At 63.7% G+C, this 24,792-nt stretch carries 26 protein-coding genes and 1 pseudogene; 18 read left to right on the top strand and 9 right to left on the bottom strand.

The window, feature by feature from the left end; genetic code table 11:
- Window positions 1-99: 99 nt before the first annotated feature.
- The 3 genes and pseudogenes from NKI29_RS09735 to NKI29_RS09725 all read left to right on the top strand — a co-directional run bounded on the left by NKI29_RS09735 (window position 100) and on the right by NKI29_RS09725 (window position 3,245).
- Window positions 100-708 (top strand): cupin domain-containing protein, encoded by a 609-nt coding sequence (locus NKI29_RS09735; protein WP_352569425.1) that lies wholly within the window; start codon window positions 100-102, stop codon window positions 706-708.
- Entirely contained in the window at window positions 698-1,783 is a 1,086-nt protein-coding gene (locus NKI29_RS09730; protein WP_352569426.1) for an ABC transporter ATP-binding protein, read from the top strand. Before NKI29_RS09735 ends, NKI29_RS09730 begins: the two co-directional genes overlap by 11 nt.
- Window positions 1,784-1,817: 34 nt before the next feature.
- A pseudogene (locus NKI29_RS09725) lies at window positions 1,818-3,245 on the top strand (aldehyde dehydrogenase family protein).
- A 128-nt stretch (window positions 3,246-3,373) separates the two neighbouring features.
- Here the strand turns inward: NKI29_RS09725 and NKI29_RS09720 are convergent.
- Together NKI29_RS09720 and NKI29_RS09715 are read right to left on the bottom strand one after the other, a co-directional pair.
- Window positions 3,374-3,859 carry an SRPBCC family protein gene (locus tag NKI29_RS09720; protein ID WP_502896663.1) on the bottom strand — a complete coding sequence of 162 codons (486 nt, stop codon included), beginning with the start codon at window positions 3,857-3,859 and terminating at the stop codon, window positions 3,374-3,376.
- Window positions 3,856-4,206 (bottom strand): ArsR/SmtB family transcription factor, encoded by a 351-nt coding sequence (locus tag NKI29_RS09715; protein WP_352569429.1) that lies wholly within the window; start codon window positions 4,204-4,206, stop codon window positions 3,856-3,858. The genes NKI29_RS09720 and NKI29_RS09715 overlap by 4 nt, the downstream gene beginning before the upstream one ends.
- A gap of 169 nt (window positions 4,207-4,375) precedes the next feature.
- Between NKI29_RS09715 and NKI29_RS09710 the strand changes: the two genes are divergently transcribed.
- Window positions 4,376-4,729: an ArsC family reductase gene (locus NKI29_RS09710; protein WP_352569430.1), complete on the top strand. Its 354-nt coding sequence runs from the start codon at window positions 4,376-4,378 to the stop codon at window positions 4,727-4,729.
- Between the two features lie 192 nt (window positions 4,730-4,921).
- Here the strand turns inward: NKI29_RS09710 and NKI29_RS09705 are convergent, their stop codons facing one another.
- From NKI29_RS09705 to NKI29_RS09695, 3 genes are all read right to left on the bottom strand, one after another.
- Window positions 4,922-5,278: a DUF488 domain-containing protein gene (locus NKI29_RS09705; protein ID WP_352569431.1), complete on the bottom strand. Its 357-nt coding sequence runs from the start codon at window positions 5,276-5,278 to the stop codon at window positions 4,922-4,924.
- Window positions 5,279-5,335: 57 nt separating this feature from the next.
- Window positions 5,336-6,592, bottom strand: coding sequence for an aminopeptidase (locus tag NKI29_RS09700; protein WP_352796069.1), 1,257 nt, complete (start codon window positions 6,590-6,592; stop codon window positions 5,336-5,338).
- Between the two features lie 80 nt (window positions 6,593-6,672).
- On the bottom strand, window positions 6,673-7,587 hold the full coding sequence (locus NKI29_RS09695; RefSeq protein ID WP_352796066.1) for a LysR substrate-binding domain-containing protein: 915 nt from the start codon (window positions 7,585-7,587) through the stop codon (window positions 6,673-6,675).
- Window positions 7,588-7,684: 97 nt separating this feature from the next.
- Here NKI29_RS09695 and NKI29_RS09690 point away from each other — a divergent pair, with 97 nt between their 5' ends.
- The 3 genes from NKI29_RS09690 (at window position 7,685) to sbmA (ending at window position 10,554) form a co-directional block, all read left to right on the top strand.
- Window positions 7,685-7,894 (top strand): hypothetical protein, encoded by a 210-nt coding sequence (locus NKI29_RS09690; protein ID WP_352796064.1) that lies wholly within the window; start codon window positions 7,685-7,687, stop codon window positions 7,892-7,894.
- Between the two features lie 113 nt (window positions 7,895-8,007).
- Window positions 8,008-9,162, top strand: coding sequence for a YbfB/YjiJ family MFS transporter (locus NKI29_RS09685; RefSeq protein ID WP_352796061.1), 1,155 nt, complete (start codon window positions 8,008-8,010; stop codon window positions 9,160-9,162).
- 114 nt (window positions 9,163-9,276) lie between these two features.
- Window positions 9,277-10,554 carry a peptide antibiotic transporter SbmA gene (gene sbmA / locus NKI29_RS09680; protein ID WP_352796058.1) on the top strand — a complete coding sequence of 426 codons (1,278 nt, stop codon included), beginning with the start codon at window positions 9,277-9,279 and terminating at the stop codon, window positions 10,552-10,554.
- A 26-nt stretch (window positions 10,555-10,580) separates the two neighbouring features.
- Here sbmA and NKI29_RS09675 read toward each other — a convergent pair whose 3' ends face one another.
- On the bottom strand, window positions 10,581-11,579 hold the full coding sequence (locus NKI29_RS09675) for a polysaccharide deacetylase family protein (protein WP_352796237.1): 999 nt from the start codon (window positions 11,577-11,579) through the stop codon (window positions 10,581-10,583).
- A 205-nt stretch (window positions 11,580-11,784) separates the two neighbouring features.
- Here NKI29_RS09675 and NKI29_RS09670 point away from each other — a divergent pair, with 205 nt between their 5' ends.
- Both NKI29_RS09670 and der read left to right on the top strand, forming a co-directional pair.
- Entirely contained in the window at window positions 11,785-12,450 is a 666-nt protein-coding gene (locus NKI29_RS09670; protein WP_023674063.1) for a tetratricopeptide repeat protein, read from the top strand.
- Between the two features lie 6 nt (window positions 12,451-12,456).
- Entirely contained in the window at window positions 12,457-13,887 is a 1,431-nt protein-coding gene (gene der, locus NKI29_RS09665) for a ribosome biogenesis GTPase Der (protein ID WP_352796056.1), read from the top strand.
- A 226-nt stretch (window positions 13,888-14,113) separates the two neighbouring features.
- Here the strand turns inward: der and NKI29_RS09660 are convergent, their stop codons facing one another.
- Complete coding sequence (locus NKI29_RS09660; protein WP_352796054.1) at window positions 14,114-15,031, bottom strand: LysR substrate-binding domain-containing protein; 918 nt, start codon at window positions 15,029-15,031, stop codon at window positions 14,114-14,116.
- Between the two features lie 120 nt (window positions 15,032-15,151).
- On the opposite strand from NKI29_RS09660, the gene NKI29_RS09655 reads away from it, so the two are divergent.
- The 7 genes from NKI29_RS09655 (at window position 15,152) to NKI29_RS09625 (ending at window position 20,678) form a co-directional block, all read left to right on the top strand.
- Window positions 15,152-16,471 carry an MFS transporter gene (locus NKI29_RS09655; RefSeq protein WP_352796051.1) on the top strand — a complete coding sequence of 440 codons (1,320 nt, stop codon included), beginning with the start codon at window positions 15,152-15,154 and terminating at the stop codon, window positions 16,469-16,471.
- 107 nt (window positions 16,472-16,578) lie between these two features.
- The gene (locus NKI29_RS09650) at window positions 16,579-17,763 is read left to right on the top strand and encodes a cell wall hydrolase (RefSeq protein ID WP_352796049.1); all 1,185 of its coding nucleotides are present in this window, start codon (window positions 16,579-16,581) and stop codon (window positions 17,761-17,763) included.
- A 255-nt stretch (window positions 17,764-18,018) separates the two neighbouring features.
- On the top strand, window positions 18,019-18,417 hold the full coding sequence (locus tag NKI29_RS09645) for an AtpZ/AtpI family protein (protein ID WP_023674068.1): 399 nt from the start codon (window positions 18,019-18,021) through the stop codon (window positions 18,415-18,417).
- A 70-nt stretch (window positions 18,418-18,487) separates the two neighbouring features.
- Entirely contained in the window at window positions 18,488-19,246 is a 759-nt protein-coding gene (locus tag NKI29_RS09640) for a F0F1 ATP synthase subunit A (RefSeq protein ID WP_023674069.1), read from the top strand.
- 66 nt (window positions 19,247-19,312) lie between these two features.
- Entirely contained in the window at window positions 19,313-19,537 is a 225-nt protein-coding gene (locus tag NKI29_RS09635; RefSeq protein WP_006206606.1) for a F0F1 ATP synthase subunit C, read from the top strand.
- A gap of 63 nt (window positions 19,538-19,600) precedes the next feature.
- Window positions 19,601-20,176: a F0F1 ATP synthase subunit B gene (locus NKI29_RS09630; RefSeq protein WP_352635388.1), complete on the top strand. Its 576-nt coding sequence runs from the start codon at window positions 19,601-19,603 to the stop codon at window positions 20,174-20,176.
- A 10-nt stretch (window positions 20,177-20,186) separates the two neighbouring features.
- Window positions 20,187-20,678 (top strand): F0F1 ATP synthase subunit B, encoded by a 492-nt coding sequence (locus tag NKI29_RS09625; RefSeq protein ID WP_023674071.1) that lies wholly within the window; start codon window positions 20,187-20,189, stop codon window positions 20,676-20,678.
- Window positions 20,679-20,934: 256 nt separating this feature from the next.
- On the opposite strand, the gene rnhB is transcribed toward NKI29_RS09625, so the two are convergent.
- On the bottom strand, window positions 20,935-21,630 hold the full coding sequence (gene rnhB, locus NKI29_RS09620; protein WP_352796045.1) for a ribonuclease HII: 696 nt from the start codon (window positions 21,628-21,630) through the stop codon (window positions 20,935-20,937).
- A gap of 165 nt (window positions 21,631-21,795) precedes the next feature.
- A complete protein-coding gene (locus NKI29_RS09615; RefSeq protein WP_023674073.1) occupies window positions 21,796-22,950 on the bottom strand; it encodes a PA0069 family radical SAM protein in 1,155 nt (384 codons plus the stop codon).
- A gap of 151 nt (window positions 22,951-23,101) precedes the next feature.
- On the opposite strand from NKI29_RS09615, the gene NKI29_RS09610 reads away from it, so the two are divergent.
- Both NKI29_RS09610 and NKI29_RS09605 read left to right on the top strand, forming a co-directional pair.
- Window positions 23,102-23,605, top strand: coding sequence for a glycosyltransferase (locus NKI29_RS09610; RefSeq protein ID WP_292664385.1), 504 nt, complete (start codon window positions 23,102-23,104; stop codon window positions 23,603-23,605).
- 185 nt (window positions 23,606-23,790) lie between these two features.
- Window positions 23,791-24,765 carry a phytanoyl-CoA dioxygenase family protein gene (locus NKI29_RS09605; protein WP_352756313.1) on the top strand — a complete coding sequence of 325 codons (975 nt, stop codon included), beginning with the start codon at window positions 23,791-23,793 and terminating at the stop codon, window positions 24,763-24,765.
- Window positions 24,766-24,792 lie beyond the last annotated feature (27 nt).

Here is a 24,792-nt window from a genome sequence, read left to right as displayed (position 1 = left end):
CCTCATCCGACCGAGCTTCGCTCGGCCACCTTCTCCCACAAGGGGGAGAAGGAAAGACCGCGCGGCGCCGGCCAAAAATACTGTAACAAGGACGAACGAATGGACATGCTGGACGAAGCGGCTGAGAAGCCGAAGGACGACGCCGACGTCAGGGTCGGCCGGCGCGTGCGGGCGCTCAGGCTGGAGCGCAATCTCTCGCTGGCCGAACTTGCCGCCAAAGCCGGTGTCTCGATAGGTGCGCTAAGCCAGATCGAGCGCGGCATGTCGTCATTGCGGGTCCGCGTGATCTGGCCGCTTGCCGCCGCCCTCGATGTAGAGCCGTCGGCGCTGATCGCCGACGGCAATGATGTCGGCAACGATCTTTATTGTGTGCGCGCCAACAGCCGGCGTCAGATCCCGGTCAAGTCGGAAGGCATCGCCAAGGCGCTGCTGTCGCCGCCGGCCGCCACGCTGACCGGCATGCTGGTGACCGTGGAAGCCGGTGGCGGCACCGCCGAAGCCTACGCTCATGCCGGCCATGAATTCGGCTTCGTCCTGTCCGGCGAGGTCGAGCTGGTGGTCGATTCGACCAGGTACGGGCTGAAGGCCGGCGACAGCTTCGCCTTCAAGAGCACGTTGCTGCATGCCTTCCGCAATCCGGGCAGCGAGCGCTGCCAGATCCTGTGGGTCAACACGACCAAACCGTCCGAGGTTCGCGATGGCGCCTGATCCGCTCGTCCGGCTGGACAAGGTCTCCAAGATTTTCCCCGGCGGCATCATCGGGCTCGACGCCGTCGATCTTGACATTGCCCGCGGCGAGTTCCTGACCTTGCTCGGACCGTCCGGCTGCGGCAAGACCACCAGCCTGCGTGTCATCGCCGGCTTCGAGAGCCCGTCGAACGGCAGGGTCCTGCTCGAAGGCCGCGACATCACGGCGCTCAGGCCCTTCGGCCGTCCCGTCAATACCGTGTTCCAGGACTACGCGCTGTTCCCACACATGAACGTTGCCGAAAATGTCTGCTTCGGCCTGTCGCTGCGCAAGCTCTCCGGTGCCGAACAGGCAAAGCGCGTCGGCGCAGCGCTCGACATGGTCGGCCTTGCTGAAAAGCTCGGCGCCCGCGTGTCGGAATTGTCGGGTGGCCAGCGCCAGCGCGTCGCGCTTGCCCGCGCGATCGTCTGCGAGCCGCGTGTGCTGCTGCTCGACGAGCCGCTGTCGGCGCTCGACGCGCATCTGCGCGAGCAGATGCAGGTCGAACTGAAGCGACTGCAGTCGCGGCTTGGCACCACTTTCGTCATGGTCACGCACGACCAGACCGAGGCGCTGTCGATCTCAGACCGCATTGTCGTCATGAACAAGGGCCGCATAGAGCAGATTGCGCCGCCGGCGACCCTTTACGATCGACCCGCCACCAAATTCGTCGCCAGCTTCATCGGCACCATGAACCTTCTGCAGTCGCGCTTTGTCGGCCGTGACGGCGAGCGCTTGCGGTTCATCGCCGGCGCTCTGCCGCTGGAAGCGATTTCGGATAAAGGCGAGCTGCCTGGCGAGGGCACGGTGCGCACCATTGGCGTGCGTCCGGAGGACCTTTTGGCCACGACCGAGGCGGCGGCCGGTACTGCACCGGTGCGGGTGAACAGCATCGTCTTTCACGGCCGCACCTTGCGCCTTCATGCAGAGTTGGGGCAGGGGACACAGGTGGTGATCGACGCGCCGCGCCGGACAGAGGGTTTTCAATTCAGCGTCGGCGACGTGGCGCATATCAGCCTGCGCCGTGGTGCCAACTGCCCTATGCTGCCTAGCTAGTCTCACTCATTTCCAGAAAACCGGAGCACGGCCCATGAGCAATCATCTCAATTTTTTCATCGGCGGCAAATGGGTCGGCCCCGTGGTTCCGGCAACGCTGGATGTGATCGATCCGTCCACTGAAGAGGCCTACACCAAAATCTCGGTCGGCTCGAAAGCCGATGTCGACAAGGCCGTGGCTGCAGCCAAGGCGGCATTCCCGGCCTTTTCGCAAACGACCAAGGCCGAGCGCCTGAAGCTGCTGAAGCGTATCCTCGAAGTCTACAATGAGCGCTAAGAGGACATCGCCCAGGCGGTCAGCCAGGAAATGGGTGCGCCGATCAGGTGGGCGCGCGAGGCGCAGGCCTGGGCGGGCAGGGCGCACATGGAAGCCACTATCAAGGCGCTGGAGGATTACGAGTTCAGCGAGAAGCGCGGCACCACCATGGTGGTCAAGGAGCCGATCGGCGTCTGCGCGCTGATTACACCGTGGAACTGGCCGCTCAACCAGATAGTCTGCAAGGTGGCGCCGGCCATCGCCGCCGGCTGCACCGTCGTTTTAAAGCCTTCCGAAATCGCGCCGATCAGCGGCATCATCTTTTCCGAGGTGATGGACGCCGCCGGCACGCCGAAGGGCGTCTACAATATGGTGAATGGCACCGGTCCGGATGTCGGCCAGGTCATGGCTGGCCATCCCGACGTCGACATGGTCTCGTTCACCGGGTCGACCCGGGCCGGCATCATCGTCGCCAAGACGGCGGCCGAGACCGTCAAGCGCGTGGCGCAGGAGCTGGGCGGCAAATCGGCCAACATCGTGTTGCCCGACGCTGACTTCGAGACGGCGGTGCGCAAGGGTGTCAACGCCTGCTTCGGCAATAGCGGCCAGTCCTGCGATGCGCCGACCCGCATGCTGGTGCCGGCCGCCCGTCACGACGAGGCGCTGACGATCGCCAGGAAGGCCGCCGAACGGCACAAGGTCGGCGACCCGCGCTCGGAGGAGACCAAGCTCGGGCCGGTGGTCAGCAACATCCAGTTCGACAAGATCCAGCGGTTGATCGAGGCCGGTATCGCCGAGGGTGCGACGCTGGTCACCGGCGGCCCCGGCCGGCCGGAGCACCTCAACCGTGGCTACTATGTGCGACCGACCGTTTTCGGCCACGTCAGGCCTGGCATGACCATCGAGAAGGAGGAGATTTTCGGGCCGGTCCTGTCGGTCATCTCCTACGATGACGATGATGATGCGGTGAAGATCGCCAACGACACCGTCTATGGCCTGGCTGCCTATGTGCAGTCCGGGGATATCGACCACGCCCGCAAGATTGCCAGCCGGCTGCGCGCCGGGCAGGTGTCGATCAACTATCCGGAATGGGATACGTTCGCGCCCTTCGGCGGCTACAAGCAGTCCGGCAACGGCCGCGAATACGCCGACTGGGCGATCCACGACTTCCTCGAGATCAAGGGCATCATCGGCTACGGCGCCTGAGCCTTCGACATCTGGCATTGCGCCAACCATCGAAATTTGTTCCGAGCGTTGGTGCCTTCGGCACCGGCGTTCGGCTGAACGGCCACAACGATTGCGTGGCCGCAATGTGAGTGCGAAGCAGGGTCGCCTCAGATCGTCTTGAGATAGCCGGCCAACTGATCCGCCACCGTGCCCCAGCCGTCGTAGAAGCCCATCTCCTCGTGGCTGTTGCGCGTGGCTTCGTCGCGGTGGATGGCGGTGGCGGTGTAGCGCGTCGTCTCGCCATGCGATTGCAGCGCTATGACGGCTGTGATGAATGGGTCGCCTGACGGCCGGTAGCCGGGCAGCAGCGCATCGGTCCACACCAGCCGCTCGTCCTGGACGATCTCGAGGTAGCAGCAACGCCTATCGTTGACCTCCTTGCCGTCGGGCGACTGCATGCGGGTGCGGAACAGGCCGCCGGGCCGCAGGTCGATCTCGCAATCGGTGATGATCCACGGCTTCGGCGTGAACCATTGGCTGACATGCTCGGGTCTCGTCAGGGCCATCCACAGCAGTTCTCGCGGCGCCTCGATCGTCCGTTGGAGCACGAGGTCGAGCTTCGGATCGGGTTGGAACAACGGGACCATATTCATCTGTCTGTCTCCTTGAGTTTCAGCACGTAGTCGTCGAACTGGTCGAGACGGCGCTCCCACAGCGCACGCTGCTCGGCCAACCAGTTTTCCGCGAGCTTCAACGGCTCCGGCGCGAGCCGGTAGGTCCTGACGCGGCCGGCCTTTTCCGAATGCACCAGCCCGCAGCCTTCCAGAACCCTGAGGTGCTCGATGAAGGATGGCAGGGCCATCTCGAACGGCCGGGCAAGCTCGCTGACCGAGGCGGGGCTTCGGTTCAGTCGCTCGACCACGCGTCGCCGGGTCGGATCGGCGAGCGCCCGGAAAATGCCGTCAATGGGCGGGGGGCTTTCGGTCTGCAGGCCCGTCATGTCGTTTCCTTGCCTCGGCTATTTCGTGAGAAAATTAGCTCGGGAAATAGTTAGGAAGATTCCTTACTATTGGCAAGCGCGAAAATCGCAGACGGCCGGCGAGGCCGCTGGAAAAGTGAGAGGCGCGGTTTTAGGGTGCCGTCAGATTCGACTGGTCCGAGGACGCGTTTTGACGATCACCATGTACGGCATCACCAATTGCGATACGGTCAAGAAGGCGCGTTCCTGGCTGGCGAGCCACGATGTTGCCTATCGCTTTCACGACTACAGGGCAGACGGCCTTGACGCGGATCGGCTGAACGGCTGGTCAGGCAAGGTCGGCTGGGAAATTCTGCTCAACAAGGCGAGCACAACGTTCCGTGAACTGTCGGACGAGGACAGACTGGGCCTGGACGAGAAGAAGGCCAAGGCGCTGATGCTGGCCAAACCGACGATGATCAAGCGTCCGGTGCTGGAACTTGGCGACAGGGTTCTCGTCGGGTTCAAGCCCGATGTTTATCAGCAGGCGGTGAGTGGGAAGTAGAACCGACCCGCCGCGATCCGTCGCGCCCCCCTCTGTCCTGCCGGACATCTCCCCCTCTGGTGGGGAGATTGGATGTCACTTCGGCTTTTGCTAGTCTCCAAAGAAAGGGCGCTTTCGGCGAAGCTGCCAATCTCCCCCCTTGAGGGGGAGATGGCCGGCAGGCCAGAGGGGGGCGCTGTCCCGCCGGCGTGGCTAATTGATCCCACGTAAATAGCTCGCCAGTGCCACCGCATTGTTGTGCGCCTCGTCATGGGCGCCGTAGAGCAGCGTCACCTTGCCTTCACGGAGCAAGGCACGTAGTTCCGCCACCGCCTCGCCGTTCCGATCGAGCTCATCGCGGTATCGCCGCTGGAACTCCGCCCAGCGCGCCGGCTCATGGCCGAACCATTTGCGCAACCCATTGCTTGGCGCGATGTCCTTTAGCCAGAGCGTCAGCGCCGCGTCCTCTTTGCGGACGCCGCGAGGCCATATGCGGTCGACGAGCACCCGCTGCCCGTCATCGGGCGCCGGCGGCTCATAGATGCGCTTGACCGCGAGCTCCATTGCCAACTCCGCATGGGCCAGCAGGCGCCGCTGCTTGCTGGCCTTCGTTTAGAGATCCCGGGCCTAAACCCACTCGCCCTTGCGCATCACCGGCACGCGGCTGCCGTCCTTATGGACACCGTCTATGTCGATCTTGTCCGAGCCGATCATCCAGTCGATGTGGATGAAACTCTTGTTGCCGCCGCGCGCCGCGATCTCGTCCTGGCTGAGCGAGGCGCCGTCGACGAAGCACTTCGAATAGCACTGGCCGAGCGCCATGTGGCAGGCGGCGTTCTCGTCGAACAGCGTGTTGAAAAACAGCAGCCCGCTCTTGGCGATCGGCGAGGAATGCGGCACCAGCGCCACCTCGCCGAGACGGCGCGAGCCTTCGTCGGTATCGAGCACCTTTTGCAGCACATCCTCGCCCTTCGTGGCCTTGGCCTCGACAATGCGGCCCGCCTCGAAACGCACCGCAATGCCGTCGATCAGGGTACCCTGATAGGACAGCGGCTTGGTGCTGGTGACATGGCCTTCGACGCGCCTTGCATGCGGCGTGGTGAAAACCTCTTCGGTCGGGATGTTGGGGTTGCAGGTGATGCCGTTCTTGGCGGTCGAGGCGCCGCCCATCCACTCGTGGCCGTCGGCCAGCCCGACGGTCAGGTCGGTGCCGGGGCCGGTGAAATGCAGTGCGTGGAAATTGTGGCCGTTCAGCCATTCGGTGCGGCTCTTCAACGCCGCATTGTGCGCCGTCCAGTTGCCGATCGGGTCTTCGACATCCACGCGCGAGGCGGCAAAGATAGCGTCGGCGAGCTTGGCCACGGCGACGTCTTCGGCATCGTCCGGAAATACCTGCTTGGCCCAGGCCTCATCGGGATAAGCGACGATGTTCCAGTTGATGTCGAAGCCGGTGATCTTCTCCAGCGCCGGCTGGTAAGCCATCGAATTCGCCTTGTTGGCACGCGCCACCTTTGCCGGGTCCTGCGCCGAAAGCAGCGACGGATCCTCGCCGCGCACGGCAAGCCTCGCCGCATTGTTGGCGAAGGCTTTTGTCATGCCTTCATAGAGCCAGCCGGCGGCGCGGTCGAAGCCGGCGTCGGCGCCGTAGCGGAAGCGCGCGAGAGTGATCTCATCGTCGTTGAAGATCGGCGTCACCAGGCCCGCGCCTGCCTTGTAGGCGTGCTCGACGATCCGCCGCGTCAAAGGCAGCGCGGCAATAGACGAGGTCAGCACCAGATCCTGCCCCGGCTGCAATTGCAGCCCGACCTTGACGGCGACCTCCGCCAGCCTGTCGAGCTTCACCGGGTCGATGCTTGCGGAAACGCCGCGCGAATGTGTGGTCATGATCCTGCCTGCCGTGATTGGGGACTGTTTCTTACATAGACCGGCGCTGCCGACCTTTCCACTGTGATGTGCCGGCAGGTTTAGCGCGTGCTCTCGAGCGACCTGAACTGCGCCATCGTCGCCTCGATCTCTTCGCGGATCCAGGTCTTGAAATCCCTGACCTTACGGCTTTCGCTCTTGATGGCCGAGGTCACCAGCCAATAGCCGAGCCCGCTCTGGGCGCGTATGCCGAACGGCGCAACGAGACGGCCGTCGGCCAGCGCGTCGGCGGCCAGCAACTGCCAGCCGAGCATGACGCCGTGGCCGGCAATCGCCGATTCCAGGCACAGCATCGGATCGGTGAAGCGCGCGCCCTTCATGAAGGTGACAGGCTCCACTCCGGCCGCTTCGAACCAGCTCTCCCAACTGATCATCGATCTTTCGTCCGTGATCGCACAGGTCAAAGCAAGGTCCTCGATCGATTTCAGCTTGCTGGCGATCACCGGTGCACAGACCGGAAACACCTCCTGCGCCAGCAGCAATTCGGCCCGCCCGCCCGGCCATTTGCCGTCGCCGAGCCGGATGGCGACATCGATGTCCGAACGATCGAGATCGGCAAGCCGCACCGAGGCATCGATGCGCAGAAGCACGTTCGGATGGCGGGCGAAATGCCGCGACAGCCGCGGCAGCAGCCATTTGGAGGCGAAGGCCGGCGCCACCGAAACCACCAGCGTGCACTCCGAGCTTTCGTCGGCAAGCGCTACCGCCTGTGCGAGCTCGCGGAAGCCCGCGCCAAGCCGCGTTGTGAAGATGGCGCCGAATTCGGTCGCCACCAGGCCAGCCGGCGTTCGGTCGAACAGCGCGCGGCCGAGCTGCTTTTCGGTCCGGTTGATCTGCTGGCTGACGGCGCTGACCGAGACGTTGAGCTCGCCGGCCGCCGCCGCAAGCGAGCCCAGGCGGGCAACGGTTTCCACGGCGCGCAAGCCGTTGAGATGGACGCGGTTCAGAGTAGCCATACAGTTTTTCTAAACTCGAACGGCTGAAATCTCAATTGCCAGACACTACCGAACGGCGGATTCTAAGTGGGTTACGCAGAGTGAGGAGGCAAATCCGATGAAGATTTTATCATGGCTCGGCGCCTTTTCCCCGATCGGAACGCAGCCGCACTGGCATGACAGCCAGGCCACCAGCTGGGTGACCGATCCGCTGTCGCATCCGGTGCTCGACACCATGTCGGAGCGCGAACTCGCCGACATGCCGTTCAGGCTGACCGCGCGGCGCACTCGCTTCGAGACGGCCTCGACAAGAACCTGCTGCGGCTGAGTCTCCTGAACGAAGCACTTCAGGTGAGCCGGCCGCCGACGCGGCTGCGCAGCCCTTCTGGCCCAATAAAAGGCGGATTGTCTCACCGGCAGGCGCACCTATGGTGCACCGCGATGAACATCGCTTCGCCCTTGCGCCTGGCAATCGCCGGCATGATCGCCTTGGCCGTCGCCATGGGCATCGGCCGCTTCGTCTATACGCCGATCCTGCCTGGCATGATGGAAGAGCTCGGCCTGTCGCCGGCTGATGCCGGCTGGATCGCATCGGCCAATTATCTCGGCTACCTCGTCGGCGCGCTTGCCGCCACCGGCGGCTGGGCGCAAGGCCGCGAGCGCCAGCTGATGCTGGCCGGCCTTGCCGCCACCGCGATCCTCGCCGGCCTGATGGGCCTGACCGGTACCATGCCCGCCTTTCTCGTCATCCGCTTTCTTGCCGGCCTCGCCAGCGCCTTCGTGCTGGTCTTCATGACCAGCATCGTTTTCGGTCATCTCGCCGCGACGGGGCGAAACGACCTGCAGGCGCTGTATTTCGGCGGTGTCGGCCTCGGCATCGCGGCATCCTCGGCGCTGTTGGCGCTCCTCGTCACCGAACACGCCGGCTGGGCGGCGGGCTGGCTGTGGTCGGCGGTGATTTCGGCCTGCGGCTTTGCCGTCGTCGCGTTGCTGGCTGCCGGCACCTCGACCGCGAACAGCGTTGCCGGGCCCGAGCCGGCGTTGCCAAAAAACCCTTCACTGGTGAAGGTCATTGTCGCCTACGGCCTGTTCGGCTTCGGCTACATCGTCACGGCGACGTTCCTGGTCGCAATTGTCCGGCAAGGCGGCGGCGGCCGCGTCTTCGAGGCCGTGGTCTGGATGGTCACCGGCCTTGCCGGTTTCCCCTCGGTCTGGCTGTGGCAGAAGCTCGCGGCCAGGATCGGGCTTTATGCCACCTATGCCTTGGGATGCCTGGTCGAGGTGGTCGGCGTCAGCGCCAGTGTCGTCATGGGCGGGCGCACCGGGCCACTGCTCGGCGGCCTTCTTGTCGGCGGCACCTTCATCGCCCTCACCGCGCTTGGCCTGCAGACCGGGCGGCAGCTGGTCCCGCAAGCACCACGCCGGATGCTGGCGATCATGACGGCCGCCTTCGGCCTTGGCCAGATCATCGGCCCGATCGTCGCCGGGCTGCTTGCGCAGGCCTCGGGTAACTTTTTCCTCGCCTCGATCGTGGCCGCCGCCGTCCTGCTCGCTTCCGGCGCGACCGCCTGGTCGGCTGCGCCAAAATCGCCATGATTATGGTCTTGCTCGGCGCCGGGCACCGGGCACGGGCATTTTCTTTCCCACTAATGTGTGACTTTATGCCCGCTGAACCCGCTGATTTGCGCATCGACCGAGGATTTCGCCACAGTGTTCGTATCGTTTTTTCCGCAGCCGAAGCTTTTCTTCTCTTCGGTAGCCGTCTGGAGCCTCGCGGCCGTTCTGTTTTGGTTTTTTGGAGGAGAGCAACTTGGAGCAGTGTTTGGACTGCCCCCGATGGCCGCCGGCGTCGACAAGATCATTGGCGTGTCGCTCTTTTGGTCGAAGCCATTTCTCTGGTTCTATATATATTTTGCGGCTGTCGTCCTCATCTTCTACGGCTTTTGGGCCTGGTACCGACCTCATCCATGGCGGAATTGGTCGATCCTTGGCACCTCACTGATTCTCTTTGTGATCTATTACCAGGTGCAGGTAAATGTCGCCTTCAATGACTGGTATGGCCCTTTCTATGACCTTATCCAGAAGGCTTTAGGCACACCGTACTCTACGACGCCGTGGGACTTCTATATCCAATTGCTGACAATTATGTGGATTGCGCTTCTGGCTGTGACGGTTGGCGCCCTCAACCGGTTTTTTGTAAGTCATTGGATATTTCGTTGGCGTACCGCAATGAATGAATACTACATGACCAACTGGGAAAGATTGAGGCGCATCGAAGGTGCATCCCAGCGTGTTCAAGAGGACACGATGCGTTTCTCCAGCACGATGGAGGATCTGGGCGTAAGTTTAGTCGGGTCCATCATGACACTGATAGCGTTCCTTCCCGTGCTGCTGCATCTCTCTCAGAACGTCACGGAACTGCCGATTGTCGGCACGGTGCCTTACTCCCTGGTCGTTGTGGCAATCCTTTGGTCGCTCTTCGGGACTACTTTCTTGGCAGTGGTAGGAATCAAGCTACCGGGTCTCGAGTTCCGCACTCAACGTGTCGAAGCAGCCTACCGAAAAGAATTGGTCTATGGTGAGGACGATGCAGATCGCGCGCAACCGCCAACTGTCGCTGACCTTTTTAGAAGTGTAAGAAGCATCTATTTTCGTAAATACTTTCATTACTTATATTTTAACGTCGCTAGAATATTCTATCTACAAATTGACAATATATTTCCATACATTGTTCTTGTTCCTACGATGGTCGCGGGGAAAATCAAGCTCGGCGCTCTGAACCAGATTCTCAACTCCTTTGAGCAGGTCCGATCTTCATTTCAGTATCTGGTGAATGCCTGGCCGACGATCGTGGAACTGATCTCGATCTACAAGCGCCTTCGCGCCTTCGAGGCGACGCTGGAAGGGGAACCGCTGCCTGAAATCGACCAGCGCTATCTGGAACGTGAGCAAGCCGGCTTGCGCCCTGAGGACCAGCCGGTAAGCTGATGATGGCGGGCGGCGAGCGCTGCGGCTCAGCCGCCCACCGCCGCTTGCTTTTCGTCTGCGCGGTGCCGCGAAACATAATCGCGAAAACTGATGCACTCGACGTCCGCTTTGACGCAGACCTCGCCGGCAAAGCGTTCCAGCGCGTTCCAGTAGGCGCCGTCGTTCATCAGCGCGAAGTGGAAGCCGAGCTCCAGCGGAATGCGCTTGCCCTGGTATTGCGCATCGAAGGCGGCGCGAAAGGCATGATAGGTCCGCTCAGTGAACTCTTCCGCCATGCTCGGCCGCTCGAAGCCGCCGGAATGCCTGACATAGAGATTGTAGTCCATGGCGATCACGCGCCTTGAGCTCGGCCCTTCCGGGATCTGCGGCAGCGAAAAGCGCGTGATGCCGTTGACGGTCGGCGGCTCGACCGGCCCACGCGAGACGCCGCTTGCGTCGAGCAGGAAACCGGCCGCGGGCAGCGCCTCGTAGAGCGCCTTGTTTGCCGACAGGTAGGGCGCGCGAAACCCGACCACCGATTTGCGGGCGAAATCGCGCCAGTCCTTCGGTTCAGGAGCAATGCCGTTGATCGAATAGGCGTTTTCGAGAATATGCTTGAACGAGCCGAACTCGCTTAGCCAGTCGGCTTTGCTCCAGTCCTTGCCGTCGAAATGACCGCAGCCATGGCTGCCGATGTCGTGGCCTTCCGAGGCGGCGTGGTTGATCTGCTCGAGCCGGTCGGCGACTTCCTGTTTGGAGGCGGCGAAGCCGATATTCGATTTGCCTTCTGTCTTGCCGGGCGCGGTGTATTCCTTGCGTGTCTTGGGCGACAACAGGAACACGCAGGAGACGAAATAGGTGAAATGCGCGCCTGTGCGCCGGGCCAGCGCCCGGCTGCGCTGCCATTGCGAAATGTCGCGGGCGCTGTCGAACGAGATGATGACGATCTGCTTCGGCTTTGCCGGCGGCGCCGGCGGGTCGGCAAAAGCCGCGCCGGTAGCAAGCGCGGCAATCGAAAACGCAACAACGCGGGACAAACGGGGCAAAGGCATCTGACCGGATCAAGGAATGTAGAAGCGACGCCTACCGGTGAAATATGGCACGGGTAGGATCGACCTGTACGGCCGCCGTTGGCGGCGACTGCCTCGTGAATAGGCGATTTTCCTGCCGAACCCCTTCCATGCCGGCAAAATTTCGCTAAAACGCGGGCTCATCAACCGCCCCGCCCGGGGCAGGAAATGGTTTTGATCCATGTCGGACGACAGTTTTATCCGCGAAGTCAACGAAGAGATTCGTCGCGACCAGGCGCATGCGCTGTGGGACCGTTTCGGTCCCGCCTTGCTCGTGCTGGCCGTGCTGGTGGTGCTTGGCACTGCTGCTGTCGTCGGCTACCGCTATTGGGACGAAACTCGCGCCAACCGCTCGGGCGACGCTTTCTCGCAGGCGCTGAAGCTTGCCAATGACGGCAAGAACGACGAAGCGCTTGCCGCTCTGGAGGCGTTGGAGAAGGACGGCTACGGCGCTTATCCGCTGCTCGCCCGCATGCGCGCGGCAACCGTCAAGGCGGACAAGGGCGACGTCGACGCCGCCGTCAAGGATTTCGACGAGGTCGCCGCCGACACCAAGATCCCCTCCGGCATTCGCGACATGGCTCGGCTCAGGGCAGCGTTGCTTCTGGTCGACCACGGCTCTTTCGCCGATGTCTCCAGCCGCGTCGAGGCGCTTACCGCCGACACCAACACGCTGCGCCATACGGCGCGCGAGGCGCTTGGCCTTGCCGCCTGGAAGGAAGGCAAGGCGGCGGATGCATTGAAGCTGTTCGACCAGATCGCCGCGGATGATGGCGCCCCGCGCAACACGCGCGAGCGGGCGACATTGATGTCCGAGCTGATCCGCGGCTCGGGCGGCGTGTCGTGATAGTCCATGACCTTCAAAGTCGCCATCATCGGCCGGCCTAACGTCGGCAAATCGACCCTTTTCAATCGGCTGGTGGGAAGGAAGCTGGCGCTTGTCGACGATACGCCGGGCGTTACCCGCGATCGCCGCGTCCATGCCGCAAAACTCTACGATCTGCATTTCGACGTCATCGACACCGCCGGCTTCGAGGATGCGGCCGCCTCGACGCTGCCCGGCCGCATGCGCGCCCAGACCGAGATCGCCATCCGCGAGGCCGACCTGATCTTTTTTACGATCGATGCCAAGTCCGGGCTGATGCCCGACGACAAGACGTTCGCCGAGATCGTGCGCAAGTCCGGCAAGCCGGTTGTCGTCGTTGCCAACAAGGCTGAGGCGCGCGGCGCCCAGGGCGGCATGCTGGAGGCCTGGGAGCTCGGCCTTGGCGAACCGATCCCGGTCTCGGCCGAACACGGCCAGGGGCTGCCCGATTTGCGCGACGCGGTGATCGCAGCACTTGGCGAGGCGCGCGCCTTCGGCGAGGACGAAGAGGCCGGCGAGAATGAGGTCGCCGCCAGCGAGGTGCTGATCGGCGAGGACATCACCGACCCGGACGCCGAGCCGAGCTATGACGACACCAAGCCGATGCGCATCGCCGTCGTCGGCCGCCCCAACGCCGGCAAGTCGACGCTGATCAACGCACTAATCGGCGAGGAGCGGCTGTTGACCGGCCCTGAGGCCGGCATCACTCGCGATTCCATCTCGGTCGACTGGGACTGGCATGGCCGCCGCTTAAAATTGTTCGACACCGCCGGCATGCGCCGCAAGGCCAGGATCCACGAAAAGCTCGAAGTGATGTCGGTGCAGGACGGCTTGCGCGCCATCCGCTTTGCCGAAATCGTCATCATCGTGCTCGACGCCACCATTCCCTTCGAGAAGCAGGATCTGCAGATCGCCGACCTGATCATCCGCGAGGGCCGTGCCCCGGTGATCGCCTTCAACAAATGGGACCTTGTCGATCATCCCCAGGAGTTGCTGGCCGAGCTGCGCGAAAAAACCGAGCGGCTGCTGCCGCAGGCGCGCGGCATGCAGGCGGTGCCGGTGTCGGCCGAGACCGGGCGTGGCCTCGACAAGCTGATGGACGCTGTCATCAGGACGCATCGAGTTTGGAACAGCCGTGTGTCGACCGGCAAGCTCAACCGCTGGCTGGAAGGCATCCTGGCGCATCATCCGCCGCCCGCTGTCGCCGGGCGTCGGCTGAAGATCAAATATGTCACGCAGGCCAAGACGCGGCCGCCGGGCTTCGTCGTCTCCTGCTCACGGCCGGATGCGATGCCGCAATCCTACGTCCGCTATCTCTCGAACAGCCTGCGCGAGGCCTTCGACATGCCCGGCGTGCCGATCCGCATCGCCTTGCGCACCTCGGACAATCCTTTCGCCGGCAAGGCAAAGAAGCGCTGAGCGGCAGGGAGATTGGCGCAAACGCCCGTCCCTTCGTCATCCTGGGGCGGAGCAAGGAGCGAAGCGACGCGGCGCAGACCCCAGGATCCATGCCGTGACTTCGAAGCGGCACTACGGTCCAGAATTTTTCTACGCTGGATTCTTCGGCCAAGGTCACGGGATGGATCCCAGGGTCTTCGCGACGTCGCTTCGCTCCTGCTTCGCCCTGGGATGACGAAGCCGAAGGCTAAGCCACCTTCCTCAGACCATTCGCATCGCCGCTTCCGGGCAAGGCTTCCAGCGCTGCCTGCAGCAGGATGTCGCCAAGCCGCGCTGCCACGGGGTCGGGCTCGGCCTCCTTGCGATGCAGGAACAGCGCCATCTTGGGCAAGGCGGGCAGCCCGGCGATCTCCGGCGTCATCGCCCTGACGGTGGCCGGCAGGCCGATATCGGTGCGGATCGTCAGTCCGAGCCCGGCGGCGACGGCTGCCCAGATGCCGCCAAGGCTCGGGCTGGAGAAGGCCATCCGCCATGCCAGGCCGGCGCGGTCGAGCGTTTCGGTCGCCACACTGCGCAGCAGGCACGGCGCTTCGAGCGCCACCAGCGGCAACGCCTCGCCATCGCGCAGGCTGGTCTCGATCTGTTTTGCCGGGCCGATCCAGCGCATCTGGACGTCGGCGACATGCCGGCTATAGGGCAGCGTCGCGCCATTGTGCCAGGCAAGCGCGATATCGAGGCTGCCCGAAATGATCCGTTCGGCAAGCTCATGGCTGCGTGCGATCCTGGCCTCAATCTTGACCTTGGGATGGGCGCGGGCGAAGCGCCCGAGCACCTCCGGCAGCACCGCCTCGCCGAAATCCTCCTGTAGCCCAAGCCGCACCCAACCCTCCAGCTCGACATCGTGGATGGCGGAGGCGGCCTCGTCATTGAGCTCGATCAGCCGCCGCGCGTAGCCGAGCATGGTCTCGCCCGCGTCCGTCAGCGCCAGGCCACGCCCAGATTTGCGGAAGATCGGCGTCGCCGCCTGCTCCTCCAGCTTCTTCAATTGCGCACTGATTGCCGAGGTCGAGCGGCCGAGCCGGTCGGCGGCCTTGGCGAAGCTGCCCAGCTCCATGCCGGTGACGAAGCTGCGCAGGACTTCGAGATCGAATGTCACGCGTCGCATGGCAATAATTCTGATATTCGGGACATTACGTCAAAAACTTCCTGATATTCAGTACGAAGCTATGGCGGTAGAGAGAGCGCGTCAAGACTGAACGCAGCCGGCCCATGCAGGAGCTGAACCATGTCCGCTGTCGCCACACGAGCAGATTGCAAACCGCTTCGCCCGGCCGCCGTTGCCGCCCCGTCAGAAGCGGCGGCACTTCGAGCCAATCATCGCTGGAAGGTGCTGGGCATCGGCGTCGCCGCCAATGCCTGCTTTTCGGCGACCTTCTCCGGCATTCCGGCGACGGCGGTGTTCCTGCGCTCGGGCTACCATCTCTCCAATGGCGAACTCGGCCTGGCGCTTGGCCTTCTCGGCCTGGGCGTGGCGCTGAGCGAATTGCCGTGGGGGCTGCTGACCGATCGCTGGGGCGACCGCCGCGTGCTGCTGACCGGGCTCGGCGCAACCGCGGTTTGGCTGCTTGTCATGGCCGCGCTGGTCGTGCCGTCACCGGCCCATATTCCCGGCATCGCGCTTCTCGCCGCTGCCCTGCTGGTCACCGGATTGCTCGGCGGCAGCGTCAACGGCTCCAGCGGCCGCGCCATCATGGCCTGGTTCGGCGAAGGCGAGCGCGGCTTTGCCATGAGCATCAGGCAGACGGCGGTGCCGCTTGGCGGCGGGCTTGGCGCGCTCGTGCTGCCGTCGCTCGCTTCAGCCCATGGCTTCACGGCAGTCTTCGGCCTTCTGGCGGCTGCATCCGCGGTCTCGACCTCGCTCGCCTGGCGCTGGCTGCATCAGCCGCCGGCGCATGACGATGCCAATTCGGGCAGCATGGCATTGTCGGCCGGCCCGGCGCCGCTGCGCAACCCGGCCGTCTGGCGCATCGCAACAGCCATCGGCCTGCTTTGCTTTCCGCAGGTGGCGGTGCTTACATTTGCTTCCGTGTTCCTGCATGATTTCGCCGGCATGGGAACAGCCGTGATCAGCGCCAGCCTGGCTGCCGTGCAGGTCGGCGCCATGGTCATGCGCGTCTGGAGCGGCCGCTACACCGACCGTCACGGCAACCGCCGGTCGTTCCTGCGTCTGTGCAGCCTGTTGAGCGTGGTCGCCTTCACCGTGCTTGCCGCGCTCGTCTTGTTGGCGGCCCAATTCTTGTCAGGCCAAGCGCCGATGCTGTCGCCGGCGATGGTCGCGATGCTGGTCGTGGCCGGCATCTGCGTCTCCTCCTGGCATGGCGTCGCCTACACCGAGCTTGCGACGCTGGCCGGCGCGAGCCAGGCCGGAACGGCGCTCGGCCTTGCCAACAGCCTGGTCTTCATTGCCTTCTTCCTGGTGCCGATCGCCATTCCCGGACTTCTCGTGCTCTGCTCGTGGGCAGGCGTCTGGCTGGGTGCGGCTATTTGCGCGCTGATCGCCTGGCCGATCTTTCTTCCGTCAAGCGATGGCCGCAAAAGCGCCTGACTTCGACACGAGATGGGAAAACAACGTTCTAAGCTGTTAACGCCCCATCAAGGTTAATGCATCATTGTAGCTCTCCAGTGGGGTCCGTTGCGTTTCTGGAGAGTTCCGTGCATCGACGTGTTTTGACGCGGCTTGTCGCCGCCGCCGGTGAGAAAAAGCGTTCCGTCCTGTCTCCGTTTATTATTGGCCTTGGCATCTGGATCGGCTTTCCGACGGTCGCTGCCTATCAGGACATGACCAGCCTGGTCTCCGGCCTTGAGGCGCCGAGCGTCCGCTGGAACGCCTATGTCGAGAAGTCCGTCGCCGGCTCCGTTCACGCCGCCGAAATGCCCTTCCTCGATTCCAGCAGCACCGGCTCGCTCTCCGGCTCCGGTGTCCAACTGCCCGGCATCGGCGCCGTTTCGTTTCGCGGCAAGGGCGGCATCGCCGGTACGACGCCGGACGAGAACCGCATCACGCGTGCCGACAAGAAGGGCCGCATCATCCAGGTCTCGCCCGTCTCGCCGCCGAAGAACTTCAACGCCGGCTCTATCTTCGAGCGCACCTCCTCGCTGCTCCGCCCAAGCATGGACAGCGGCCTGAGGATGGCCTTCGCCAAGCCCGAGATCAAAGGCAAGGAAATCCAGATCGCCGCCGCCTTCCACACGCGCGTCGACAAGAAGCCGGATCCCGGCGTGCCGGCGATGCTTGCCGCGCTGGTCAACAACGATCATCCCGACGTGCTGGCGACCGCCTACGCCTCGTCGGTCCCCGATTACGCCAAGGCGTCGCCTTTCGAGGCCTTGCTGCAGGACGAGGACCCGAACGATGGCCGCTTCATTCCGCCGCTGAGCAAGGGCGATCATTCTTGGATGCAGACGCCGCTGCCGGCGAGCGTCTTTTCCAAACCGGAGCAGGCCTGTCTCGCCAACGGCATCTATTTCGAGGCGCGCGGCGAAGCCGTGCGCGGCCAGGCCGCCGTCGCCCAGGTCATCCTCAACCGCGTCCGCAACCCGGCCTATCCGAACTCGATCTGCGGCGTCGTCTACCAGAACGACAATTGGTTCAACCGATGCCAGTTTTCCTTCGCCTGCGACGGCAGGAAGAAGCGCATCGACAACCCCGCTGCCTACCAGACCGCCCAGGATGTCGCCATGGCCGTCACAGCCGGCAAGATCTTCATTCCGGAAGTCGGCTCGTCGACCCATTATTACGCCAACTACGTCCATCCGGGCTGGGCGCGGACGATGCAGAAAATGACCAGGATCGGCCTGCACATCTTCTACCGCACCTATGGCGGCGGCTGGAGCTGAGTGCTCGGGCAGCCCTTGCATCTTTCGCGCGAGAGCGGCCGATCGAAGGCCCGTCGCCGTAGGGATTCGGCCGCAGCCCGCCAGAGGCCGCGTCGGGCACGATGTCGCACCCGAGCAAGTAGCTGATTTATAACAAAAAAATACTTGAGCTTGAACGTCCGCCCGTGGCTTGACGGGCGCGGACCCTCTAACTATGTTGCCGGCGACTTTAAGAAGCGGACGGACGGTGACGGTCTGACCGGGCAGGGGGGTTGCGTGGCCGACAAGAATGGGCCAGACGGAACCGGAAAAACCGGCCGCGGCAAGCAGCATGAAGCCGATATCCGCGACGAGGATCTTGAGCGCCGCCGGCGCGACCTTGAAGCATCGCTTGCGACAAGGCGGCCGGACCGGCTCGAGGGGAAAGACGACGCGAAAGCGGGTAGTGCGGCCGGGTACGGCCAGGCGCTCAAGCTGTCCAGCGAGTTCATCGCCGGGATAGTGGTCGGTGCGGCTCTCGGCTGGTTTATCGATCGCGTGGCGGGGACATCGCCATGGGGTCTGATAGTCGGGCTGCTGCTGGGTTTTGGCGCCGGCGTGCTCAATGTCCTGCGTTCAGCCGGGCTTGTGTCGGAATTCGGAACGGGCGACAAGCCGCGCGATCCGAAAGAATGAATTGAGGCGTCGCATGCCGGCGCATTGAACAGGATACTGAAGCCGTCTGCGGCTTTGATGGGGATTTAAAGTGGCTGCTGACAAGGTCGATCCGATCCACCAATTCCAGATCCATCCGATCATTCCGATTCACATCGGCGGCTACGACCTGTCTTTCACCAATTCGGCTCTGTTCATGCTTGCGACGGTTGCTGTCGCATCGGCGTTTCTCTACCTCAGCACGTCGGGCCGCAGCCTCATTCCCGGCCGCCTTCAGTCGGTCTCGGAAATGGCCTATGAATTTGTCGGCAATATGCTGAGGGACGCCGCGGGCACGCAAGGCATGAAGTTCTTCCCCTTGGTGTTTTCGCTGTTCATGTTCGTGCTTGTCGCCAACCTGCTTGGCCTGTTCCCGTATTTCTTCACCGTCACCAGCCACATCATCGTCACTTTCGGCCTCGCTGCGCTGGTGATCGGAACCGTGATCGTCTACGGCTTCATGAAGCACGGTCTCGGCTTCCTGAAGCTGTTCGTGCCGAAAGGCGTGCCCATCGTGATGATGTTGCTTGTCGTTCCGATCGAAGTGATTTCCTTCGTCTCGCGCCCGGTCAGCCTCTCGGTTCGTCTGTTCGCCAATATGTTGGCCGGCCACATCACGCTGAAGGTGTTCTCGGGCTTTGTCGTCAGCCTCAGCGCTCTCGGCACGCTTGGCATTGCGGGTTCGGTCCTGCCGCTGGCGATGGCCGTGGCTTTGACGGCTCTGGAGTTGCTCGTGGCGCTTTTGCAGGCCTACGTCTTCGCCGTGCTGACCTGCATGTATCTGAACGACGCATTGCATCCCTCGCACTAATTGGATTTCCGGCATTGCCGCCGGATGGAATCGCAACGGAATTTTAGATCCAAAGGAGTTGAACAAATGGACGCAGAAGCAGCAAAGTACATCGGCGCCGGCATCGCATGCCTCGGCATGGGCGGCGCGGGCATTGGCCTCGGCAACATTTTCGGCAGCTATCTGGCGGGCGCGCTGCGCAACCCGTCGGCCGCCGACGGCCAGTTCGGCCGCCTGATTTTCGGCTTCGCCGTGACCGAAGCGCTGGGTATTTTCTCGCTTCTCATCGCGCTTCTCGCTCTGTTCGGCTGAACATTGAAGAATTGAACAGGCCGGCCGCGATGCTGCGGCGGGCCTGAATTTCGGGGATAGTCCATGTTCGTGACATCTGCCTTTGCGCAAGAGACCGCGCCCGCCGTCGAAGGCGGCAGCGCTGGCACCGGCGTGCCTGCCGAGGCGCACGGCACGTTCCCGCCATTCAATCCGGCGACGTACCCCTCGCAGCTTCTATGGCTGGCAATCACCTTCGGGCTGTTTTATCTCTTCTTGAAACGGGTGGTGATGCCGCGCGTTGGCGGCATCATCGACGTGCGCAACGACCGCATCACGCAGGATCTCGATCATGCTGCCCGGCTGAAAGGCGAGGCCGATGCCGCCGTTGCCGCCTATGAGCAGGAATTGGCGGAAGCCAAGGGCAAGGCCAATGCGATCGGTCAGCAGGCCAACGATGCGGCCAAGGCGGAAGCCGAAGCTGCCCGCAAGACGATCGAGGCAGCGCTTGACCAGAAGCTTGGCGAGGCCGAGGCGCGCATATCTTCCATCAAGGCCAATGCCATGAAGGAAGTCGGCACGATCGCCGAGGACACCGCTTCGGCCATCGTCGAGGCGCTTGTCGGCGGCAAGGCCAGCAAGGCCGAAATCGCGGCCGCGGTCAAATCCGTGGCCGGGTGAGGAGCGCATCATGGACGCCACATCTCTCGCGACGCTTTGGGCAACGGTTGCTCTCGTAATCTTCCTCGGCATCGCCATCTACATCAAGGTGCCGGGCATGATCGCCAAGGCGCTCGATGCCCGCGCCGACAAGATCAGCAGCGAGCTCGAGGAAGCGCGCCGGTTGCGCGAAGAGGCCCAGCAACTGCTCGGGCAATACCAGCGCAAGCGCAAGGAAGCCGAGCAGGAGGCCGCGGCCATCGTTGCCGCCGCCAAGCGTGAAGCCGACATGCTTGCCGCCGAGGCGCACAAGAAGACCGAGGACTATGTCGCCCGGCGCACCGCCTTGGCCGAGCAGAAGATCGGCCAGGCCGAGCGCGAGGCAATCGGCGAAGTGCGCGCCAGCGCCGTCGATATCGCGGTAGAGGCCGCGCGCGCGCTGCTGGCCGGCAAGATCGACGCCAAGGCCGGCGCCGACCTGTTCAACGCCTCGCTGCAGGATTTGAAGTCGAAGCTGAATTAAGCGACTTCATCGAGAAATTCATCGAAAGCCGCCCGGGAAACCTGGCGGCTTTTTTGTTAGCGAAAGCGGCCAAGCGCGTAATCTCCCCCCTCGAGGGGGAGATGGCCGGCAGGCCAGAGGGGGTAGCCGCGCGTGAGGCGCCAGCCCTTCTCTTTCGTCCCGCATGGCGTCGCGCCAGGACGTACCGACCCCCTCTGTCGCCTTTGGCGACATCTCCCCCTCAAGGGGGGAGATTACGCCTAGCCGACAGGGTCGCTCAATCCAAACCCGAAAAACCCTCTTCCTCCAGCACCTCGGTGCCGCCGAACCGGAACGGCGCGAAGGAGGCGCGGTGCAGCCGTGCCACTGGCCCGTGCAGATCGATCGCCGTGCGATGGCGGACAGTGGCGTAGCCCATATGCAGCTCGAAGCCGTAATGCGCATGATGGGTGCCGCAGCCGCACATCATACGGTCGCGCATCACCTTGGCGACGATCGAGGCTGCGGCGATCGACTGCGAGCGCTGGTCGCCCTTGATCAGTGCTTTGCCCTCGCAGGGCAGGCCGGGCGGCACGTCGCGGCCGTCGGCCAGTGCCAGCTTCGGCCGGATTGACAGGCCGGCCACGGCACGGCGCATCGCCTCCAGGCTGGCCTTGAGAATGTTGGAGGCATCGATGCCTTCGGCACTGACCGAGGCCATCGATACGGCGAGTGCGGAGCCGAGGATTTTCAGGAACAGCGCCTCACGCTGCAAATGCGTCAGCCGCTTGGAATCGTCGAGGCCGTCGGGGATGTTGGCGGGATCGAGCACCACCGCTGCCGCCACCACCGGCCCGGCGAGCGGGCCGCGGCCGGCCTCGTCCATCCCCGCCACCGGCCACAGGCCTTCGGCCATCGCCTTCGTCTCGAACGAGAAGTCGGGTTTCTCGACAATTTCGAAGAGAAGCGGAGAATCGGAACGCGGGCGAGCCATGGTGCGGCGAGGTTCGCATCGGCTCCGATTCTCCGCAAGTCCCTCCGGGTCGGGCGGGGCACCGGACCAGGAGGGGCTACCGTCTGCAAGCCCGGGGACAGGACAGGCCGGACGGGATTTTTGCCTGTTGCCGGCCGTTTCAACCGGCTGGCGCGAGACGCTTTGTCACAGCAGCATCAGCTGCTCGGTTGCCTTGGCAGCGGGGACGAACCGGTCGGTCCTGAGCGAGCGCCGCTCGGCGTTGAGGCCGAGCCGTTTGGCAGCGATCTCGAAACGCCGGCCGATCTGCCAGGCATAGGGACCGGAGCCTTTCATGCGCTTGCCCCATTCCGAATCGTAGTCCTTGCCGTCGCGCATCGAACGGATCAGCGACATGACGTGGCGATAGCGATCGGGATAATGGCGCAGCAGCCAGTCCTTGAAGATTGGCGCGACCTCCAGCGGCAGGCGCAGCAGCACATAACCGGCCTCGCGCGCACCCGCTGCCCGTGCCGAATCGAGGATGCGCTCCATCTCCGGGTCGGTCAGTCCGGGGATGATCGGCGCGACCATCACCGAGGCCGGTATGCCGGCATCCGAAAGCTGCCTGATCGCCTCCAGCCGCTTGGTCGGCGTCGACGCGCGCGGCTCCATCGTTCTGGCCAGCATCCTGTCCAATGTCGTCACCGACAGCGCCACCTTGGCCAACCCGCGCTCGGCCATGCGCGACAGAATGTCGATGTCACGTGTCACCAGCGCCGATTTGGTGACGATGCCGACCGGATGGCCGCGCGCCTCCAGCACTTCGAGGATCTCGCGCATGATCCGGTATTGCTTCTCGATCGGCTGGTAGGGATCGGTATTGGTGCCGATGGCGATGGTGCGCGGCTGGTAATTATCCCTGGACAATTCCTTGTCGAGCAGCCGCGCCGCATCCGGCTTGGCAAACAGCTTCGATTCGAAATCCAGCCCCGGCGACAGCCCCATGAAGCTGTGCGTCGGCCGCGCGAAACAATAGACGCAGCCATGTTCGCAGCCACGATAGGGGTTGATCGAGCGGTCGAAGGAGATGTCGGGCGATTCGTTGCGGGTGATGATGGTGCGCGGCTTCTCGACCTGTACCTCGGTCTTGAACGGCGGCAGCTCCTCCAGCGAATTCCAGCCGTCGTCGAACACGTGCCGGCTGACCGGCTCGAAACGGCCGGACGGATTGATGCCCGCCGACCTGCCGCGATTGCGGTCGGGACGGACGCGCATGCCGCTCTGCTCGATCATCGCATTCGCCATCTCGGCCCTGCCAGCGCCGAAGGCGGCAATGTCGGCACGCACGATCTGTTCCATTTTGGCCCTTTCCCAGGGACTGTCCGCCCGCTGTCGAATCGCTCTGCTCATGAATGTATTCCTATCGTATCGATGAGAACAAAGCAAGAACTTTCTCGCGGCGCGCCGCAAAAACTGGCGCTGCCCACCGCTTTCCGCTATTCGGCTAAACATGCTCAGCGTCCTGATCGAAACCCTGAATGACGAGGAGGGCCTTGCCCGCACGCTCGCCTCGCTGATCGGCGGCGCGGTCGAAGGCGTGGTGCGCGACGTTCTCGTCTGCGATACCGGCTCGACCGATCAGACGCACCGCGTCGCCGAACATGCCGGCTGCCACTATGTCAGCGGCGGCATCGCCGCCGGCATCAGGCAGGCCAAGGGCGATTGGCTGCTTTTGCTGGAACCGGGCGCGCGGCTGGGGGAGGGCTGGATCGACGAGGTCGTCGCTCATACGGCGAGGCAAACCATGGCGGCGCGATTTTCGCGGGCACGCGGCAGCCGCGCGCCGTTCCTGTCACGGGTCTTTGCCGGAAATCGCGCTCTCGCCGAAGGCTTGGTGATCAGCAAGCGACAGGCCGCCGCGCTGTCGAAGAATGCCCGCAGCGCCGAAGCGATCGCCCGCGGCCTGGCGACCAGAAGGCTCCACGCCGAGATCTGGGTCGCGCCGCGGAAGTGACGGCTTACCGTGCCGGTTCGGGGAACGCCCAAGCAAATTTTCTGGCGGGTCGTGGTTTATTGTGCATTGCACAAAATCTGGCCGGGGGTTACCATTCCCAGCGATATGGGCGAATAGGGTTTGGGGTGTGCCGGAGCGGCGACGACTAACGTCGATGCTGTTCCCTCGACATTTTGAGGACCCCGATGACCCTTTCAAGCCCTGACAAGTCCGGCGCCGCAAGCCTCGAGGCGATCGCACGCAACGGCGGCACGCTGCGCCGCATCGCCGCCCGCATCCCGACCTATCTTTCCGACCTTCGCGAGAATCCGGCATGGCTGCCGATGTTCATGCTGGCCCGCACCATGCCGGCGCGGCGGTTGCACTGGCGCGGTGCAAAGCCCGTTCGGCCGGCGCGCAACGTCGGTGAAACGATGTTCGCCGGCGTCGATCGCAACGCCGTCGTCGGCGCGCTGCGCACGGAGGGGCTCTATTCGGGCCTGATGCTGCCGGCCGCCATCCATGAGGAGATTGCCCGCTTCGCCGAGCGCACCCCATGCTTCGGCAATTTCGACCGCCGGCTGGAATTCCTGCCCGAAAAACACGCCGATGCCGAAAAGCATTTCGGCCGCCCGCTGCTCAGCGGTCACTATTTCGAACGGGTCCTCGACTGCAACGCTGCGGTCGCCGTGCAGCGCGATCCGCTGCTTCTCGATATCGCAGCGCACTATCTCGGCAGCCAGGCCAAGCTGATCACGACCCGCGTCTGGTGGAGCTTTCCGACCGGTGGCGTCTCGGACGCCGACAAGAACATGGCCTCGCTCGGCAAATACCATTTCGACCTCGACGACTGGCGCATGCTGAAGTTCTTTTTCTACCTGGTGCCGGTCGACGCCGGCACTGGGCCGCATGTCTATGTCCGCGGCTCCCACAACCGCCGCATCCTGAAGCACCAGCTGACGCTGCTGGTCGGCCATTCGGCGGAAGAGGTGCTGGGCGTCTACGGCGAGCAGAGCCCGGTCACGCTGACCGGGCAGGCCGGTCTCGGCTTTGTCGAGGATCCGTTCGGCTTCCATATGGGCACCGTGCCGACGCGCACGCCGCGGCTGATGATGGAGGTTGGCTTCGGCGTGTCGCCGCCGTCGCGCCGGCGTTTTCACGGCGAGCCGGTCATTCGCTAAACCGAGGTCGCTTGGCTGATACCTCGG

The organism is Mesorhizobium sp. M0678, assembly GCF_040320505.1.
GTDB lineage: Bacteria > Pseudomonadota > Alphaproteobacteria > Rhizobiales > Rhizobiaceae > Mesorhizobium.
Note: the sequence above shows the minus strand (reverse complement) of the source record. Positions and strands in the feature narration are given on the sequence as shown.